14 protein-coding genes are annotated in these 17,966 nt (G+C 66.7%); 5 read left to right on the top strand and 9 right to left on the bottom strand.

Translation table 11 applies throughout. From position 1 onward, the window contains the following. Positions 1–18 precede the first annotated feature (18 nt). The 3 genes from D1J60_RS22815 to D1J60_RS22805 are packed head-to-tail and all read left to right on the top strand — an operon-like array spanning position 19 to position 2,183. A complete protein-coding gene (locus D1J60_RS22815) occupies positions 19–930 on the top strand; it encodes a phosphotransferase (RefSeq protein WP_125822355.1) in 912 nt (303 codons plus the stop codon). Next, the gene (locus D1J60_RS22810) at positions 931–1,623 is read left to right on the top strand and encodes a class I SAM-dependent methyltransferase (protein ID WP_125822354.1); all 693 of its coding nucleotides are present in this window, start codon (positions 931–933) and stop codon (positions 1,621–1,623) included. It abuts the gene before it with no gap. Positions 1,624–1,637: 14 nt separating this feature from the next. Then, on the top strand, positions 1,638–2,183 hold the full coding sequence (locus D1J60_RS22805) for an HAD domain-containing protein (RefSeq protein WP_125822353.1): 546 nt from the start codon (positions 1,638–1,640) through the stop codon (positions 2,181–2,183). 196 nt (positions 2,184–2,379) lie between these two features. Here D1J60_RS22805 and D1J60_RS22800 read toward each other — a convergent pair whose 3' ends face one another. The 5 genes from D1J60_RS22800 to D1J60_RS22780 all read right to left on the bottom strand — a co-directional run bounded on the left by D1J60_RS22800 (position 2,380) and on the right by D1J60_RS22780 (position 8,774). After that, positions 2,380–3,966 carry an endonuclease NucS domain-containing protein gene (locus D1J60_RS22800; protein WP_125822352.1) on the bottom strand — a complete coding sequence of 529 codons (1,587 nt, stop codon included), beginning with the start codon at positions 3,964–3,966 and terminating at the stop codon, positions 2,380–2,382. 264 nt (positions 3,967–4,230) lie between these two features. Further along, positions 4,231–5,928: a mobilization protein gene (locus D1J60_RS22795; protein ID WP_125822351.1), complete on the bottom strand. Its 1,698-nt coding sequence runs from the start codon at positions 5,926–5,928 to the stop codon at positions 4,231–4,233. Next, positions 5,918–6,493 (bottom strand): hypothetical protein, encoded by a 576-nt coding sequence (locus D1J60_RS22790; protein WP_125824147.1) that lies wholly within the window; start codon positions 6,491–6,493, stop codon positions 5,918–5,920. Before D1J60_RS22790 ends, D1J60_RS22795 begins: the two co-directional genes overlap by 11 nt. 315 nt (positions 6,494–6,808) lie before the next feature. Continuing rightward, complete coding sequence (locus D1J60_RS22785; RefSeq protein ID WP_125822350.1) at positions 6,809–8,068, bottom strand: DUF3631 domain-containing protein; 1,260 nt, start codon at positions 8,066–8,068, stop codon at positions 6,809–6,811. A gap of 511 nt (positions 8,069–8,579) precedes the next feature. Then, entirely contained in the window at positions 8,580–8,774 is a 195-nt protein-coding gene (locus D1J60_RS22780) for a helix-turn-helix domain-containing protein (protein WP_125822349.1), read from the bottom strand. Between the two features lie 125 nt (positions 8,775–8,899). Between D1J60_RS22780 and D1J60_RS22775 the strand changes: the two genes are divergently transcribed. Beyond that, positions 8,900–9,400 carry a helix-turn-helix transcriptional regulator gene (locus tag D1J60_RS22775; RefSeq protein ID WP_125822348.1) on the top strand — a complete coding sequence of 167 codons (501 nt, stop codon included), beginning with the start codon at positions 8,900–8,902 and terminating at the stop codon, positions 9,398–9,400. Between the two features lie 24 nt (positions 9,401–9,424). After that, positions 9,425–10,531: a site-specific integrase gene (locus D1J60_RS22770; protein WP_125822347.1), complete on the top strand. Its 1,107-nt coding sequence runs from the start codon at positions 9,425–9,427 to the stop codon at positions 10,529–10,531. A gap of 124 nt (positions 10,532–10,655) precedes the next feature. On the opposite strand, the gene D1J60_RS22765 is transcribed toward D1J60_RS22770, so the two are convergent. Genes D1J60_RS22765 through D1J60_RS22750 form a run of 4 tightly spaced genes read right to left on the bottom strand, consistent with a single transcriptional unit; the run spans position 10,656 to position 17,777 of the window. After that, the gene (locus D1J60_RS22765) at positions 10,656–13,595 is read right to left on the bottom strand and encodes a type I restriction endonuclease subunit R (RefSeq protein WP_241253370.1); all 2,940 of its coding nucleotides are present in this window, start codon (positions 13,593–13,595) and stop codon (positions 10,656–10,658) included. Continuing rightward, positions 13,592–14,785, bottom strand: a complete 1,194-nt coding sequence (locus D1J60_RS22760; protein ID WP_125822346.1) for a restriction endonuclease subunit S — start codon at positions 14,783–14,785, stop codon at positions 13,592–13,594. The genes D1J60_RS22765 and D1J60_RS22760 overlap by 4 nt, the downstream gene beginning before the upstream one ends. Further along, the gene (locus tag D1J60_RS22755) at positions 14,782–16,287 is read right to left on the bottom strand and encodes a class I SAM-dependent DNA methyltransferase (RefSeq protein ID WP_125822345.1); all 1,506 of its coding nucleotides are present in this window, start codon (positions 16,285–16,287) and stop codon (positions 14,782–14,784) included. Before D1J60_RS22755 ends, D1J60_RS22760 begins: the two co-directional genes overlap by 4 nt. Beyond that, positions 16,284–17,777 carry a class I SAM-dependent DNA methyltransferase gene (locus D1J60_RS22750; RefSeq protein ID WP_125822344.1) on the bottom strand — a complete coding sequence of 498 codons (1,494 nt, stop codon included), beginning with the start codon at positions 17,775–17,777 and terminating at the stop codon, positions 16,284–16,286. Before D1J60_RS22750 ends, D1J60_RS22755 begins: the two co-directional genes overlap by 4 nt. Positions 17,778–17,966: the final 189 nt, after the last annotated feature.

The following is a 17,966-nucleotide window of genomic DNA, read 5'->3' as shown; positions in this document are numbered from 1 at the left end:
CCCCCTGGAGTCACCCCCATGGACCAGAGCCTGACCGCCGCCCTGCTGGACGACCTGTGCACTCTCGTCGGCAAGCCCCTCCCCGAACGTGCCGAGATCCGCGTCTGGGGCATGTCCGGCGTCGAACGCGTCACCTTCCCCGACGGCACCACGGCCGCCTTCAAGTACGCCAAGGAGCCCTTCGACCGCGAGGCCCAGGCCCTGCGGGTGGCCCACCAGCGCGGGCTGCCGGTCCCCGAGCTCCACGCCACCGCCATGCAGGACAAGTGGCTCGGGATGCTCATGGACGACCTCGGCACCCCCGTGCGGGATGCCGACGACCTCGATGGCGTCGCCGCCGCCGCGATGCTCCACGCCGCCCGCCCGGCGGGCGGCCTGCCCCTGCTCGACGGCGCGGGCCTCGCGGCCCTGCCCGGCCGGGCCCTCGACCACCTCCAGCGGCTTCGGAAGGCCGGCCGGTGGACGGACTGCGACGACATCGAGACCACGCTGGGGAAGGTCTCCGCAGCATCCGAGGCCCGCACCCAGGGGGCGACGCTCGACCCCTTCGGCTGGGTGCACTCCGAGTTCCACCCCACGAGCGTCCACATCGGGGAGGAGGGCTGGCACCTCCTCGACTTCGCCCGCGCCTTCACCGGCCCCGGCCTGATCGACCTCGCCTCCTACCACGGCACCACCGAGACGCCCAGCCCCGTCCGGCTGCGGGTGTTCCTGGAGCAGTACGTCACTGCAGGCGGCCACGAGGACGCCCTCGCCGCCCGGGGCGGCCTGGCCGCCGAGGCGTGGGCCCTGGGCTGGCACCGCATGTGGGCGGTGGAGTGGTTCATGGAGCAGGCCATCCGATGGATCAACGACCCGGTCAAGGACCCCGCATACATCCCCGTCGTGCGCCGCCACCTGAACGATGTGGTCCAACTCCTGGAGGTCTAGGTGCTCGCCCAGGTCTCCCCCTGGTACGCCCACGCAGCCCAGCGCATAGCCGCTTCCTCCGCCCATGCGCTCACCGCACCGGCCCGGATGGAGTGGAGCACCCACGCGGGCCTCGGTCCCGGAGCTGAGATTCTGGGACGGGACCTGCGCGGCAAGCACCTCCTGGAGCTGGGCTGCGGCCCCGGCCACAACGTGGCCCACCTCGCCAAGCACCACCAGGCCCGCGTCACCGGTGTCGACCTGGTCGGCCTCCAGATACGCCGCGCCCGCTCTCACTACGGACACATCGACGGCGCGGCCTTCGCCGCAGGCCACGCACTGCACCACCTGCAGGCCACCGGCCAGACCTTCGACGCCGTCTATTCCGTCTTCGGCGCTGTCGGCCTCGTCGCCCCCGACCTCCTGCTCGCTGCGATCTCCCGCCGCCTCAAGCCGGCTGGAGTCCTGGCTTTCTCCGTCCCGCACCCGGCACGGGCCGGAAGACATCCATCCACGGACGACCGTCCGCGCGAGGACTACGTCACCATGCCCGACCACACCCGGCTACCCATCGCCCGATGGGAGTTCGATCCCCGCCGCTGGGGCGCACACCTCGCGCGTACCGGCCTGCGCATCACCTCGGCGCTGGAGCTGCGTCACCCTCGCCGCGACCCGTGGCCGACCACCCTCCTGATCACCGCCCGCAAACGCTGACCCCGGAGGCACCGATGACCCTGCCCTACCTGCTCTTGGACATCGACGGCGTCCTCATCCCGTTCCCGGCGTCCGACGGCAGCACCCCACCCACCCACGTCCGCCACACCGTCCTGCCCGCAGGCCGCGACCCCGACAACCCGGTACCGATCTGGCTCAACCCCGCCCACGGCCCGTTGCTCGCCGGCTTCCTGATCAGCGGCCTCGTCGCCCCCGTGTGGTGCACGAGCTGGCGCAAGGACGCCACCACCATCGTCGGGCCGCTCCTCGGGCTGCCGGAGTTCCCGTACCTCGATCTCCCCCGCCCCGAGATCACCACCAGCCACCCCAACGGCTACCTCTGGAAGCGCGACCACGTCGAACCGTGGCTCGGCGGGTCGGCGGTCGCCTGGGTCGACGACGACTTCACCAACCTCGACCACGCCTGGGCGGCGGAGCGGACCGCCAAGGGCACGCCGACTCTCCTCGTTCAGCCCGACCCGCACCTCGGACTGCAGCCCGAGCACCTAACCGAGGTCATAACGTGGGTCTCGCAGCTGGCCAGAGCCCGGGTCGCGTGACAACTGATGCCCTCGCTGCCACAGGCAGCGAGGGCATCAGGGTGCGATGTAGTCCCTGCCTGTACCTGGGCGCAGTTCAGTTTCTGAACGGGATAGCCGTTGGCTGGCATCTATCAACCATCCAGGGGACTTGACCCAATACCTGCAGATTCCGGCGATCACGTGAGATGCTCCGCTAACTGATCACCGAGGAACATCAGGGCCCGAAATGAAATCCAGACCGATATGCAGAAATCATTGCGTCGATCTGATCTTCATGCCGCTCCAGGAATGTATCGAGCGAGTAGACCCCATTCCAGCCAGCGTCGCGCAACTGCGACCCATCGCAGGGGATCGGTAATGTGCAGAGGTCCGCGCCTTGTACAAAATGAAGTCGGAGTTCGTGCGCCTCGGAGAGACTCAATGGATTTCCTCCGATCTGCTCGATGAGTACGTAACGAAGCCCGAGCAGGCCAAGAAGATCAAGATCGGTGACCCAGGCCGCATCCATGAGGCGATGAGTCTGCCAGTGCATCGCGTCGCGATACACCAACCTCGCCCGGCCAGCCACATCCGTGTGAGGAATGCCGTCCCAGTAGAGCGAGCCATGGATCGTGCGATCGACGCCGTCCTGGGTAAGTGCCGTTCCAAAGGTCATAGGAACAAGGTTTGAGAGCTTGTCAGGCCACCCGTGCACCAGAGATCGGATCAAGTCGCAGGGGTTATACACGTGGAGCATGACGTCGCGCTCCACGCCATCAGCCGAGACGTCGTCCAGCCACCGCGCCACGAGCCTCTCCCAATCGGGGTTTCCCGCAAAGCACATCCTGCTCTCCTCCCGGAAAGCCGGCCATCTTCCACGATCCGTGGTACGCGCTGAGCCTGTATAGAGGACTTCACCGATCCCCTCTTCGTCACCGTTCAACTCGCGGAGGAGATCCCGCTCGTCCAGCGAAGTGCGCTTCGCGAATTTACCAGCCGCCCGATAGCCCTCAATTTCCCATTGTGGGTTCTCCGCCAGATGCCGGAGCACGCCAGGGCGGGCCGAATCATAGCCAGCCGCGAAGACATGCCTGGTGATGTGGCAGAGGGCCGAGTACTCCAAGGGGTACCCCCCGGTTTCCTCATACGAATCCACCCCACTGCCATCAAGCCATGCCGGCGCCTCTTCTGGGTCCAGACGCCCGATTGCGAAATAGAGACCGTACGGTGCTACCACAAGGTCTCTCTGCGAGATGCGACGGAAGTCCGCTGCGAGGAGATCATGCGCTCCGGCCTCGGCGGCTCTGCCCAGAATTTCATGCCAGCCTTGCGTTCGCCCCTCCGGAGAGTTGTAAAAGTAGATGAAATGGTGCGGGGTCACCTGCGGCGGTACCGCCGCTTCGAGAAATTCCACCCGGTCCGCACGCACAGGAACGCCATTGTCGTCCAATGTCAGCTGGTACCCGCGGAGATCGTGGGACCAGTCTCGCGCCATGTTGCTCACCGGGACGCGCAGTTCGCGCCAAGTGGTGGAGACGATCATCGCGCGGATGCGGTCCTTACGGAGCCCCATCTCCTGCTGCAACAGCTCGGCGTACTTCGTGACCTCATGAAGGGCTCGAGCCGAAGTCGAGTCCGATCGCTTCAATTCAATCACCACCCACGACCCGTGGCCGTCTCGGGCGAGGATGTCTATACGCCCGCGCGTTCCATGAGCATTGGGAAGCGGGTACTCCGTGCCAATCAACCGAAGACTCGGCTCGATGAGAGGAAGGCGATTGGCCAGCATGTCACGCAGTCGTGCCTCGTACGGAACATTCATGTCGCGCTCCTCAAACAAGTCGCGTGCCCAAGAGGTCAGTTGATAGACGATCAGGGTCTGACAGTAGGTGATCGGTCTGACAACCCTGACCCCTTCTCGGCCTCGACCTAGCAAAGCCCGGGATTCCCCGACGCCAAGGACTGCCAGAAGGTCCGCCACCTGGATGAGCTCTCGCGTAGGCCCGAGCAGTGGAGATCACGACATGAAGCTCTAGCGTTGAACCCCATGCCCCACCACGCCGCGTGGCGGGGCATCGAGCCGGGGTCAGCGGTGTCGACTGCGCTCTTCGGTCCTCGTGGCCACTGGTGTGACCGGAGAATGCGGCCTGGCAGACCTGGCCGAGGTGCCGCTGGTGGTGCTTTGCCTGCGAGCGGCTTGCGCCCGCCGGTTCGGTTGAGCGGTGATGCGCCAGTTGAGGACCTCGGCGGGGTGCTCGACGCTGTCGAGCTCTCGTTGGGTGCCCACCTCGGTCAGGAGACGACGGGAGCTGTGGCCGGCGGTCTCGGCGTGGGCGAGGGTTGTGGTCAGGGCGGTCCAAGCGGGGTCGGCGAGGATCCGGTCAGCGTGGTCGGGGAGGGTCGCGCGAACGTCCTGCTCGAAGCGACGGACAGTTGCGGCTCGTGGTGCGCGGCGGGTCAGGTCAGCCAAGACGGGTGTGGCGGCCTGCTGGTAGCCCGCCTGGAGGTGGCGGAGGGCTTCTTCGGCCGCAGCGGCCTGTTGTTCGTGGCCGCGCTGCTCGTGCCACTTGGCGGCGGCGCGGGCCAGGTGCACGGTGGCGAAGAGCAGGGCGATGGCGAGTCCGCCCGGCTCGCTGGAGGCGTAGGCGAGTTCCTTGGCGGCCTTGCGCAGGGCGGTGGCGGCCTGGTGGTCGGCGCGGGTGGCGGAGCGGCGGGCACGGTTGAACGCCGTCGCCGCCGCCCGTAGTTCCGCCCGGTGTGGGCCGGTCGTGGCGCTTGCGATGTTGTACAGGGCGTCGCCGAAGGCGGCCAGGTGGCCCTGGGCGGCGGCATCGTCGCCGGAGTCGAGGACGGTGCGTGCCACCTGTATGGCGGTGGTGGTGTGACGCCATGGGTCGGCGGGGTCCGCCGCATACCGCGGGCGGTCGGCTACCTCCTGGTCAAGGAGGCGTTCGCGTAGGCGGTTGATGGAGAGGTCGGGGGCGAGTTTCGAGCCGCCGTACCAGACGGGCTCGTCGGCCGCGTTGGTGTCGCCAGGTGCGGCGAGGCTGTAGCCGATCACGTCGCCGGTCTCGGGGCCGAGGCGTGTTTTGACCTTGATGCCGAGGGACTGCAGCACGGTGAAGTAGTCGGCTTCATTGCGTACGGCGGCGGCGACCGCGTACGCCTGCTCGCGCAGCCACTGCCGTGCCGTGGCCGTCTGGCCCTGGCGCTCGGCCTTGGCACGTTCGGCGCCGGTGGGAGTGCGGGGCGCGGTGAGGTCGCCGGACTTCAGGCGGCGCAGACCGAACTCGGCTTCGATCTTGCGGCACTCGGCTTGGGCCCGCTGTCCGTCGTGGTGGGTGCGCGGGCGGCGTCCGTCGGCGCGGACGGTGGTGGCCATGATGTGGATGTGGTCGTCAGCGTGGCGTACCGCGATCCACCGGCATGCCTTCTCGTCACCTTCGGGGGCGATGCCGGCAGCGTGAACGATGCGGCGGGCGACCTCGGCCCACTCGGCGTCGGTGAGGTAGCGGTCGCCGGGCGCGGTACGGACCGGACAGTGCCAGACGTGCCGAGGCGGCTTCTTACCGCCCAGCTCGCGGGTGCGCAGGTCGACGTGGTGGTCGAGGCGCTTGGCGAGGAGGGTGTAGCTGGCCTCGGGGTCGCGGCCAGGGTCGGGGGCGCCGACCACGTCCCAGGCGGCGACGATGTGCGGGTCGGTGTGTTCGTCGCGGCGGCCGGCGCCGAAGAGGTAGACGATCAGTCCGCGGGTGTTGGAGCCGGTAGAGACGTCAGGAACCATGCGCAGTGCCTGCCGCCAGGAGCTGGTCGATCAGTCGGTAGCTGCTCTCGGCCGCTTGCTCGACGCGGTCCAGCACCGCCTCGGCACGCTCGGGCACTGTTCCTCGGTGGATGGCTGCGGTGATCTGGTTGAGGTTGCCTCCGATGCGGTTCAGCGCGACCGTGTGTGCCTCGACGGCCTCGATCAGCGGGCGGAGAGGATCGTCCTCCGGGCTGCCGACCAGTCCTGCCTTGCCCAGGGCGACGGCCAGGGCGGCGTCCCCGACGAATCCGGCGAACTTCTGACCGCGCTGGTGGGCGGCGGCGCTGATCACGCGGACCGCAGTCCGCGTGAAGCGGATGGTCTTCTCCTGGTCGCGCTTCTCCACCGTGCGCTTGCGGTTCATCAACGCGGGCAGGACGGGGGCATCGAGGTCCCGCCAGGACGGCTGCTCGACAGGCGGTTGGACATCGGTCGGCAGCTGAGTGCTCGGGTCGACGGAGTCGGGTGCGGGCGGACAGTTGGTCTCGCCTATGCCTTCCTCCGGCTCGGGCGCCCCTTGGCGCTCGGCCTTCTCCTCCGCCACCCCTGGGGCGGGGGCAAGCGCGGACGAAGCCTCGTTAGAGGCTCGTTCGCTCCAGCTTGCTGCTGATCGGCGGGTCAGGCCGAAGAACGCCTTACGGCGGCGGGTGGGGGCGTTGTCGGTGGTCGATTCGGGCATGGTGATGCTCCGGTAGTCGTGTGGGGTGGGGCTTCGTCACGTCCGTTGCATCCGTCCCGTAGCTGGTCAGGACAGGTACGGAGACGGTCGCAGGTACGGACTAATCCGTATCGGCAAGGAACTCCGTCCCCGTGCTGACCTGCGCGGGGACGGATGCGACGGATTGATACGGAGCTGGTGTCAGCGAGTGAGCCTGGGGCCGGCAGGCCCGCCAGGCGGACCGATGGGCAGCGTTCCGGATGGAGGGGCCGGTGGCTTGCCCGAGGCTCGACGTGCGGGCACGGCCTCCTCGGCTGTGGGCACAGGTGGGGCGGGGTCGGGGCAGTACCGGGCCCAGGCGTCGGGGAACTGATTACGGGCGTACGCCTTCGCCTGCCTGCCGTTCTCGAAACGGTGGTTGGCCGGACTGATGCCGAAGTCGCGGAGCAGGTTGGCCAGGTGGTAGGCGTTCAGGCCCTTCGTCCCGTACTCGGCCCAGGGCGCCTCCGCGTCCTGGACGAGGGCGGCGAGCAGGTCGTGGCTGCGCAGCGCCTCCTTGTCGCCCTGTTGCTCGAAGACGCGGCGGATGTCCCGGAGCAGCCGGGTCTTCAGTGTCGTCTGCTCGTCCTGGACCACCTCGTTCCGGGTCATCGCCAGGCAGGCGGCACGGGCATGGGCGGGCCAGTGGCCGCCGGCCAGATCGGCGACGATGACCAAGGGCTCCCAGGTGTCTGCGGCCCGGTCTTCGACCGGCATAGGTGGCACCAGCCGGTGCGCTGCCCCGCGCAGTGGGGTCAGCCACGCGGCCAGCCGGTCGCGCAGGGCGTTCAGTTCCGGGACGGAGTGCCGGGAGCGGAAGGGAGCGACCTTCTCGCCGGGCTTGCGTTTCTGCATGCGGAGCACGACGGCGCGGTCCATGATCGTGTCCGGAAGGTCGCCGATGCCTGCCAGCGCAGCCATGGCGAAAGTCGGGAACGCGGTCGGCTTGTGCTCCGGGCCGGAGATCCGCCACGCGGGGCGGTTGCGCTGGTGTCCGGCGTTCAGCAGGCCACGGAGGTCCTCCTTGTCCCCGGCCTTGGGGCCGAAGATGGTGTCGGCCTCGTCCACCAGTAGCGTCGGCGGGTCCTCGCCAATGATCCGGAAGATCACCGCCGGCGAGGTGTTCACCGTCATCATCGGTCGGGACACGGTCTCGTGGAGCACGTCCAGGACACGCGACTTGCCGCAGCCCTTGGTCGGCCCCACCACCGCCAGGCGCGGAGCGTGCTGGAGGGCGGGCTGAATGTGGGAGGCCGCCACCCACAGGGTGACCGCAGTCAGTGCCTCCTCGCTCGGCAGTACGACGTACCGGCCGATCGCGGCGCGCAGCTCGTCCAGTACGACGGTCCCGTCCTGGTCCCGGTCCGCCTTGAGGCCAGCGCGCTCCCGGTCCCCAGTCCCCGGTCCGGGTTCCGGGACCATCCCAGCAGCACCGTGGTCAACCCCGACTGATGGTCCGGGTTCGACAAGCGACTGACCGGAACTCTCCGCCCGGTCCCCCGCATCTGGTCCGGCCCCATCCGGACCGGACGGGTGGTCCGGGTTGTTGGTCCGGTCCGGTAGGCCGCTGAGCTGTGCGTTCTCCGCCGGTCCGGGTCCCTGGTCCGGGTTGTCCGGAGCTCCGGTCCGGGTTTCGGTCGCGGGTCGGTCCGGTTCCGGACCGACCGGACCAGCGGCACGGTCCGGTCGATCGCCGGTCCCCGAAGAGGTGGACCGGACGTTTGCTCGGTCCGGACCGCGCCACGGGATGCCCTGGCCGGGGACCGCGACCGGCGGCCAACCGCCTGCAGCGGAAGCGGTCGACAGGATGGGGGAGGAGGTGTCCTCCATAGGCGTTCCTTTCTGGCGAGGGGCGGAGCGGGACCTGGTCCGCCTTCTCGTCGGTTGGTCGTTCAGAGGTGGGTGGAGGGCCCCGGCAGCTTCGGGTCTGTGGCTACGCAGCCAGACCCCACTCGTCCTGGCCATCGATCAGCGCTCGCTCGTACCGCAGCAGCTCGGCCTCGGGGTACAGCACTCGCTTCCCGACCTTGATGCCGCGCGGCCCCTTCCTGATGTGGCGCCAGTAGCGGACGGTGCTCTCGGCCGTGCGGTAGCGCTCGGCGACCTCGGCGGTGGTCAGGTATCGCATGTATTCCCATTCGACTAGGCAATGTTTCGGATCTGAATAATGTTGTACCCGACGATCCCCGGTTACCCAAATCGGGAAGTCCATGTTTCAATCTGCATAGCGAGGATGGTTGCGATGGAGGTGCGATGGCAGGCGACAGGCCCGAGTCCGGCGAGGTGCCGCTGCTCTACAGCGAGGGGAACGTGGCCGCACGCGTCGCCCTGGAGCGCGAGGTCAGGGGATGGAGCACGACGGAACTGGCGGAACGGGTCACGCGGGCCGGGGTGAAGATGAACCAGACGGCTGTCTGGCGCATTGAGAACGGCACCCCGCGCCGACGTATCAACCTCGACGAGGCCCTCGCCTTCTCCCGCGTCTTCGAGCTCCCCCTCGAAGAGCTGATGTCACCGCCGCTGGAGGGGCTCGACATCGACAGTCGGCGACTCGTCCAAGAGGCCGTCGAAGCGTTCTACGAGGCCCGAGACGCACGTGACCGCCTACACCACGCCGTGGTCGCCATCGCCGACCACATCGAGGCCCATCCCGACAGCTCGCGGGCCATCCACGAGCAGTGCCTCCGCCTCATGGGCGACGAGCGGGACGCTCGCACGCTCAGCAGCGACATCGAGGACGGCGGCCACTACTGACAACCGACACGAAGGAGAAGCCGCTTGGCCAACATCCAGAAGCGCCCCAACGGCAAATGGCGGGCCCGCTACCGCGACCTCGACGGCAAGGAGCACGCCCGCCACTTCGAGCGCAAGGTCGACGCCCAGCGATGGATCGACGAGGTCACGGCCAGCCTGGTCACCGGTCAGTATGTCGACCCGCGATCAGCGAAGAAGCCCTTCAAGGAGTACGCGGAGGAATGGCGGGCCATCCAGCCGCACCGGCCTTCCACGGCCAAGGCGGTGGCACAGCACCTGCGCTGCTACGTCTACCCGGCCTGGGAGAAGCGGGCGCTCGGCGCAATCAAGCCCGGCGATGTACAGAGCTGGATCACCAGCCTGACCACCACGCACGGGCTGGCCGCCAGCACCTCACGGACGGTCTTCAACACGGTCAACGCCGTCTTCCGGGCGGCCGTCCGTGACCGGATGATCCCTCACAACCCGTGTGCCGAGGCGAAGCTGCCCTCAGTGCCCCGGAAGAAGGTCGTGCCGCTGGCCGTCGAGCAGGTACGGACGCTGTCCGAGGAGATTCCCGCCCGCTACAAGGGCCTCGTGCTGCTCGGCGCGGCCACCGGGCTCCGCCCCGGCGAACTCTTCGGCCTCCAGCTCCGGCACGTGGACCTGCTGCACGCGACCGTCTCGGTCGAGCAGCAGATTCAGCAAACCGCCAAGCACGGCGTGTACGTATGCCCGCCCAAGACCGATCGCTCGCACCGCACGGTCCCGCTCCCCCGCATGGCGGTGGATGCGATGAAGGCCCACCTGCGGGACTTCCCCACCGAGGGGCCCGAGGCTTGGATCTTCACGGCGCCGCAAGGCGGACCCGTGGTCTACACGCACTTCATGGACGGGTCCTGGCGGCCCGCCTGCGCGAAGGCCGGCATACCGAAGGGCACTGGACCCCACGCCCTCCGGCACCACTACGCCAGCCTGCTGATCAAGCACGGCGAGTCCGTGAAGACGGTCTCCGAGCGTCTCGGCCACACGAACGCGGCCATGACGCTGAACATCTACACCCACCTGTGGCCCGACTCCGAGGAGCGGACCCGGGCCGCCGTCGACAAGGCGTACGCGGACGACGAGACGCTTGCCACTGAAGCGGCATAGCGTCTACCGCCGGCTGACCAAAGTCAGCACGCTGCCGACTCGGTGCGGACCGTGAAGGCCGCCCGACCTGCTCCACTGCAGATTCCCCTCAGTGGAGCCTGAGGCTCCCAGGACTTCGGCGACTCTAGTAGTACTCCCGAATGTATCCCAGCGCCCTCCCAAAGACATCCTGGTCGCGGATCTTGAACTTGATGTAGAGCGCCTTGCGAAGTGCCTGCTGGACAAGGCGATCGCCTTCGTTGGTGCCCTGCCAGCCGTCAAAGCGGACGGTACGGACGACGGAGTCGACCTCGTCGACGACCTTCTCGGCGATGATCGGGGTCCCCTCGCCCTTGAGTGACTCGAAGAGCTCTGTCAAGGCAGCCTTTCCGTGCTCCTCGCGGGGCACCTCAGCGGCAGCCTTCTCCGCTGCGACCGTGTCTCGCGCGAGTGCGAAGAGCTCCTTGAGAAACTCCAGCGAGGCCTGCTGAGAGTGGGCGTACTTCTCCCGCAGAGCATTCAACCGCTGGCCAAGCTCGATGAAGGACGGGTTGCCGACATGCTTGGCAATGCGGGCGGTGATCCACTTCTCGACCTCGACGGGGTCGATGTCCTTGCGGTTACCGTTCATCAGGTCCTCGATGACCTGCGCATCGAGGACGATGGTCTCCAGGTCGGTGCGCGGGACCTCGACGGTGACGTGCTCGTTTATGAGCTCAAGGGTCTTGGCACCCAGCGTGTGCCAGACCAGCCGGCCGGTGACGTCGGTGGGCTGCACGGACTGGTATACGTCGGTCAGCCACCGGTAATCCGACTCGTGCTCGGACAGGATCGGGTCCGGGGACAGGGTCTCCCACAGCTGGGCAACGACGCTGTACGCAGCTCCGAAGGCGTCACGGGACTCGTCAGAGTCGATCGCGGTCTGTGCCTGGATCAAGCCCTCATAGCCGCCGACGGTGCGGTCGACGCCCGGGAAGAACGCCAGAGCAGCCTCGATCGCGGGGCCGAGTTGCTCGCGGAGTACAGCGATGTTGGAGATGACCTGCTGGACAGACTTGTCGTCGAACTCGAAGGCCTTGGCGACGTCGTCGAAGATGCCGAGGTAGTCCACTATCAGGCCGTGGGTCTTCGCGGGCGGATAGACCCGATTCGTGCGGCAGATTGCTTGGAGCAGGGTGTGCTCGTACAGGGGCTTGTCAATGTACTGGGCATAGAGGATCGGGGCGTCGAAGCCGGTGAGCAGCTTCGCGGTCACGATGATGATCTTCAATGGGTCCGCCGGGTCGTTGAAGCGGGCGGTGATTCGCTCCAGCTCCTCCCGACCAGGGGTCCACTGCTTCCACGTCGGCTTGTCACCGCGGCTGGTGGACATCACGATCGTGGACACGTCCGGGCCGATCAGGCGGTCAAGCTCTTGCTTGTACGCCACGCAGGTGGCCTTGTCGTAGACCACGACCTGCGCCTTGAAGCCCTGCGGCTCGACCTTCGTGGTGAAGTGCCCGGCGATGTCGGCGGCGATCTTGCGGACCCGGTCGGGGGCCTTGATCAGCACCTCCAGGGAGGCGGCCTTCTTCGACAAGGTGGTGCGGTCTTCCTCAGTGAGCCCGTAGCGATCGGCGAGCTCGGCGAAGGCCGCGTCGATCGACTCCTCATCCAGGTGGATCTCCGAGAGGCGCGGCTCGAAGTGCAGCGGCAGGGTGGCGCCGTCGCGGATGGAGTCGGAGAAGGAGTAACGCGAGAGATACCCGTGCTCGTCGGCCTCGTCTCCGAACCACATGAACGTGTTGCGGTCACGCTTGTTGATCGGCGTCCCAGTCAGCCCGAACAGGAACGCGTTGGGCAGCGCCTCGCGCATCTTGCGGCCGTAGTCGCCCTCCTGGGAGCGGTGGGCCTCGTCGACCATCACGATGATGTTGTCGCGCACGTCCAACACACCCGGGGCTTCGCCGAACTTGTGGATCGTGGTGATGATGATCTTCCGCGCGCCCGCAGCCAGGAGCTCCTGCAGCTCCTTGCGGGACTCCGTTGAGACGAGGTTCGGTACGTCCGAGGCGTTGAATGTCGCGGTGATCTGGGTGTCCAGGTCGATCCGGTCGACCACGATGATCACCGTCGGCGAGGTCAGCCCCGCCGTTGCGCGCAACTTCTGTGCAGTGAACACCATCAGCAGCGACTTCCCCGACCCCTGGAAGTGCCAGATCAGCCCTTGCTTGATCTGCCCGTGCAGCACCCGCTCCACGATCAGGTTGGTCGCCTGGAGCTGCTGGTACCTCGCGATCACCTTGATCTTGCGGTGCTTCTTGTCGGTCGCGAACAGTGTGAAGAACCGCAGGAAGTCCAAGATCGCGTCCGGATCCAGAACGCCCTCGACCGCCTCCTTGACCGCCGAGAGGCCTACTTTCACCGGCGTATGGTCGTCACCGGACTCATCCGCGCGCCATGGCCCCCACAGCTCCACCGGCATCCCGACCGAGCCGTAGCGGAAGTCCTTGCCCTCGGTCGCGAAGTTGAGCACGTTCGGCACGAAGAACGCCGGCACGTTGACCTCATAGTCCTCCTTGACCTGCGCGGCAGCGTCGATCCAGGAGTACGCCGGCCGCACCGGCGACTTCGCCTCCCCAACGACGAGCGGGAACCCGTTGCACCAGATCACCAGGTCGAAGCGCCGCTCCAGTCGCCCGCCCCTGTAGGTCACCTCGGTGGAGACGATCCAGTTGTTCGCACTGTGCTCGCCGGGGTGGTCGAAGTCGATCAGCTTGACGGTCACATGCTCGCCGTCGGGCCCGAACGGCATCGACTTCTGCCCCGTGAGCCATGCCGCGAACTCCTCGTTCGCCACCACCGGATTCGGCGTGTTGCGCGCGGAGATCAGGATCGCGCGCAGCCGGTAGATCACCTCATCTGCCAGACGCGGATCCGCCTCGATGGTCGGGTTGAGGCAGATTAACGCCTCCCGCACTTGCTGCTCCAGCAACACCTCGTCGGTGCGCCGCGGCAGATCGCTCCCCGGCACGAACCGCACGTCCCCCGACTCCACGAGGTCCCGGACGAAGTCGCGGACGGTGTTCGCCTCATTGAAGATCACTCGGCACCCCCGAAGACCTGGTCGTGAAGGCTTCTACGGAGCACGTCGATTTCTGAGCGTTCCCCTGCCACACTCGTGAGTGTGTCTTCGAACGAGCTCACACGACCGAGCAAGTGGGTCTGATCTGCAATGGAAGGCACCGCGATGCTGCGCGCGATGTAGTCCTTGACTGACAGATTCGTGATATTGGTCGTCTTCTTTGCATAATTTCGAGTCACGCCAGCCACCCAGTCATGCCGAAGACGCCAAAACAGGAAACGCGGCTCCACAACCTCCCGGTTCGGCCGAAGCAGCCGCTGAAAGTCGGTGGGGATACACGGAGCCGGGTCTCCGTGAGCGATAACGACGCGCCCGACTGGTTGCGAGGGTGATCCTCCAGAGCGCTCGAGGATAATGTCCCCATCGCGGACAAGGCGCACCTCGGCCTGCCGCCTGCTCACGGAACGAACAGGCGACCCATCAGTTGTCAGTTGAGTCGCGCCATCCGCATACACGCGTGGCCCGAGCGCCAGTACGTCGACCTCAGCCTCGCCCTCTGCTGAGCCCCAGATCCCACCGATGACATCGGTACAGAGGTCAATGATCTTTCTGTGCGAGCCAGAGGCCACCCGGAACGAGTCGGCGAGAAAACGCTGCATCGCGGCCTCGATTGTCGAGACCTGGCCACCCAATTCGGCTTTGTGGCGCTCCAGCGCCCAGAGCAGATCGGCGAGGCGCTGCTGTTCGTCGACGGGAGGGAGGTCGAACTCGTACGCAGCCAGCTCGCCCCAGTTCAGGTAAGGGTTGACCGAGCCACGTGAGTGGGCGATCGCGTAGGCGTGGAACCTCTCGGCCGAGAGAACGAACGGAAGGAACTCCTGCAGGAGCAAGTTCTTGTCGAGGGTCTCCAGTACGAAGGTCTTCTCGCCTGTGATGCCCTCGAATTCCGGGACGGCGACTTTGCGAAGATACGTTCGCCTGGAGACGTAGAGGACGTGGCCTGGCTTGAACCGCTTGTAGAACATCGGCCCTATCGGGTCGCGCCCGATAACCCCCCAGTCGGCGATCGAGAGACTGCCGCTGGGAATGTGCTCGCCAGCGAGGAACCGCTCCAGGCCAGAGGTCTCGGCGTCGACCCGGTCGGTGACGTGCCGGACCACATCTCTAAGGGTGACACGCTTCCAGCCGGACTTGTCGAGGTTCAGGCTCATGCCAAGGCCTCCGTTCGCAGCAGGGACAGCACATCGACGACGGCCGCATCAGAGCTCTGCGCAGCCGTACGCCAGGCAACAAGGGCCTCGGCGAGGTCGATTTGTTCTCCCCCGCTGCTGTCCATGGCTCCTCCGACGTATGTCGGGATGGCCAGGCTGAAGCCCTTGGCCGCAATCTCATCGAGCGTGGCGACCGTCGCGAACTGCTTGATGTTCGCGAAGCCGCGGTAAGCATTAAGAATCTTCTGCTGGTGAGTGTCGCGCAGGAAGGCCTGCCCCTGTTCGCGGGAAACCTCGTTGAGGGCGTTGATGAAGAGAACCTTGCCCTGGCGTTCGGCGGGCTTACGCGTCCGCAGGATGACGACGACGGCCGGCATCGGGGAGTTGTAGAACAGACCCTCGCCAAGGCCGAGCACACACTCGACCAGGTCGGACTTGACCAGCCGCTCGCGCATGGCGGCCTCGTCACGGCGGAACAGGACCCCATGGGGGAAGAGAATCGCGGAACGCCCAGTGGTGGGGTCCAGACTCTTGGCGATGTGCTGGAAGAAGGCGTAGTCGGCGCGCCCCTGGGGTGGTAGGCCCCACATGTTGCGCCCGTAGGGGTCCTTGGCGAACGCGTCGCGGTTCCATGCCTTGATGGAGTAGGGCGGGTTGGCCAGGACGACGTCGAAGGTTTGCGGACCGCCGTGGGTGTTGAGGAAAGCAGGCCTGCCGAGGGTGTCGCCATGGGCGATGCGGCTGTCAGTGACACCGTGCAGGAACAGGTTCATGCGGGCGATGGCAGACGTGCCGTAGTTGAGTTCCTGGCCATACAGGCGCAGGTTTCGCCACTCCTTGCCTTGACGCTTGACCTCGGCTGCGGTGGAGATGAGCATGCCGCCGGTGCCGCAGGTCGGGTCGTAGACAGACTCGCCGGGCCGGGGTTCGAGCATGAGCGTCATCAGGTGCACCAGGGTGCGGTTGGTGTAGAACTCCTGGGCGGTATGACCGGAGTCGTCGGCGAACTTTTTGATCAGGTACTCATAGCCCTGCCCGAGCTCGTCCTCGGGCAGGTTCGCCACTGACAGCGTCTTGGTCGAGAAGTGCTCGATCAGGTCCGAGAGGGTCGAGTCGGGGAGCAGGTCCTTGTTGGTCCACTCGCCGTCGCCGAAGACGCCGGGGAGGGTGTCGGGGTTGGCGGACTCGATGGCCCGCATGGCTGCCTTGAGCGACGTGCCGACATTGCTGGTGACCTTACGCAGGTCGGCCCAGTGGGCGCCATCGGGGATGGCGAAGCGGTGGTTCTCCGGGAGGTCAGCTAGCTTCTCGTCGCCGTACACCTCCAGGGCTGCGGCGTGCTCCTCGTCGTAGACGTCGGAGAGACGCTTGAGGAAGACGAGCGGGAAGATGTACTGCTTGTAGTCGCCGGCGTCGATCAGCCCCCTCAGCAGGACTGCGGCGCCCCACAGATAGGACTCCAGTTCCCGCTGGGTGATCCGCTTCGGGCTCGCTGCGGTCATGCGCCCAGCCCCCACTTCGCCAGCTCTGCCTCCAGCGCTGCCCGGGTCTCGCGGGCCTTCGTGTGCGCGGTCTCCAGGTCGGCCAAGGCCTGCTCCAGGGTGATCTGCTCGCCTGCCTCGGCAGGCTCGACGTACAACGGGATGTTCAGGTTCCAGCTGTTGGCCTTGATGTCGTCCAAGGTTGCCACCGCTGCCAGGCCGGGCTGGTCGACGTACTCCTGATACGCCTTCAGGAGGGTCGCGGCGTGGTCAGGCTCAAGGGTGTTCTGGTTACGGCCACGTTTGAAGAGCATCTCTCCGTTGACGAAGAGCACCTTGTCCTGCTGCTCGGCGGGGCGCTGGCGGCGCAGGATCAGCACGCAGGCGGCCAGGCCAGTTCCGTAGAACAGGTTGGGCGCCAGGCCGATGACGGCCTCCACGAAGCCGGCTTTGAGGACGTGTTCGCGGACGCGCCCCTCGGCGCCCTGGCGGAACAGGGCACCCTGCGGGAGGACCACCGCGACCCTTCCTCCGGCGGGTGCAGCGGAGGTGAGCATGTGCTGGGCCCAGGCCCAGTCGGCGTACCCCTTAGGCGGCACCCCGCCCAATGCATTGCGGCCCCAGGGATCGGAGGCCCACTGCTCCTGACCCCAGTTCTTCAGCGAGAACGGAGGGTTAGCGATCACGCAGTCGAACCGCGCCAAACGGCCGTGATCGAAGTAGGCCGGGTCGCGCAGCGTGTCGCCGCGCTCGACGTGGAAGTCCTCCATGCCGTGCAGCAGCAGGTTCATCCGGGCGATCGCGGAGGTGGTGAGCACCTTCTCCTGGCCGTACAGCCTTCCGAGGACGGTCTTTGGGTCACCGCCGCGGGCCTTGATGTGCTGGATGACCTCGATCAGCATGCCGCCTGTTCCACAGGCCGGGTCGTAGACCGTCTCGCCCTCTTGGGGGTCGAGGATGTTGACCAGGAGCGTGACCACCTCGCGCGGGGTGTAGTACTCGCCAGCCTTCTTGTTGGACTGGTCGGCGAACCGCTTGATCAAGTACTCGTACGCCTGCCCCAGCACGTCGGGGGCGGCCTGGGACATCGAAAGGGTCTTGATCGAGAAGTGTTCGATCAGGTCGATCAGCTTGCTGTCCGGCAGCTTGTCCTTGTTGGTCCAGGTCGCGCCGCCGAAGATGCCGTACAGCGCGCCCTGGTTGGCCTGCTCGATTCCGCGGAACGCGGTCTTGAGGGCCTCACCGACGTTCTCGGTGCGTTCGCGTACGTCTGCCCAGTGGCAGCCATCGGGGATGGTGAACCGGTGGTTCTCCTCGAACGCCGCATACGTGTGGTCACCGCCAGAATCGTCCAGCGCTCGGGCGTACTCCTCGTCGTACACATCGCTGATCCGCTTGAAGAACATCAGCGGGAAGATGTACGCCTTGAAGTCCGCTTGATCGATGCTGCCCCGCAGCAGATCAGCCGCCTTCGCCAGATACGACTCCAGCTCCCCCAGTGTCAACGGCATCGGAAGCTCCTGCTCCCCCGCGCCGACCGCACTCGACCCCACTCGATCACTACTCGTTTCCGTACTCTGCATGGTCGGCTCGCCGTCCCGGCGACCACGTGTCGGAGCGTAACGGGATCCGCCAGGGCTGTACCGAATTCGCGTCAAACGCTGCGGACTCTGTGCGGACCGCAAAGGCCGTCCAACCCG

The organism is Streptomyces sp. W1SF4 (assembly GCF_003950035.1).
Classification (GTDB): Bacteria; Actinomycetota; Actinomycetes; order Streptomycetales; family Streptomycetaceae; genus Streptomyces; species Streptomyces racemochromogenes.
The sequence above is the reverse complement of the archived record's forward strand: the minus strand, read 5'-3'. Positions and strand labels throughout refer to the sequence as shown.

What these genes read in the sequence shown, in the direction of transcription:
- D1J60_RS22815 (WP_125822355.1), top strand. Translation starts at nt 19, where the DNA reads ATGGACCAGAGCCTGACCGCCGCCCTGCTGGACGACCTGTGCACTCTC.
- D1J60_RS22805 (WP_125822353.1), top strand. Translation starts at nt 1,638, where the DNA reads ATGACCCTGCCCTACCTGCTCTTGGACATCGACGGCGTCCTCATCCCG.
- D1J60_RS22800 (WP_125822352.1), bottom strand. Translation starts at nt 3,966, where the DNA reads ATGAATGTTCCGTACGAGGCACGACTGCGTGACATGCTGGCCAATCGC.
- D1J60_RS22795 (WP_125822351.1), bottom strand. Translation starts at nt 5,928, where the DNA reads ATGGTTCCTGACGTCTCTACCGGCTCCAACACCCGCGGACTGATCGTC.
- D1J60_RS22785 (WP_125822350.1), bottom strand. Translation starts at nt 8,068, where the DNA reads ATGGTCCCGGAACCCGGACCGGGGACTGGGGACCGGGAGCGCGCTGGC.
- D1J60_RS22780 (WP_125822349.1), bottom strand. Translation starts at nt 8,774, where the DNA reads ATGCGATACCTGACCACCGCCGAGGTCGCCGAGCGCTACCGCACGGCC.
- D1J60_RS22775 (WP_125822348.1), top strand. Translation starts at nt 8,900, where the DNA reads ATGGCAGGCGACAGGCCCGAGTCCGGCGAGGTGCCGCTGCTCTACAGC.
- D1J60_RS22760 (WP_125822346.1), bottom strand. Translation starts at nt 14,785, where the DNA reads ATGAGCCTGAACCTCGACAAGTCCGGCTGGAAGCGTGTCACCCTTAGA.
- D1J60_RS22755 (WP_125822345.1), bottom strand. Translation starts at nt 16,287, where the DNA reads ATGACCGCAGCGAGCCCGAAGCGGATCACCCAGCGGGAACTGGAGTCC.
- D1J60_RS22750 (WP_125822344.1), bottom strand. Translation starts at nt 17,777, where the DNA reads ATGCCGTTGACACTGGGGGAGCTGGAGTCGTATCTGGCGAAGGCGGCT.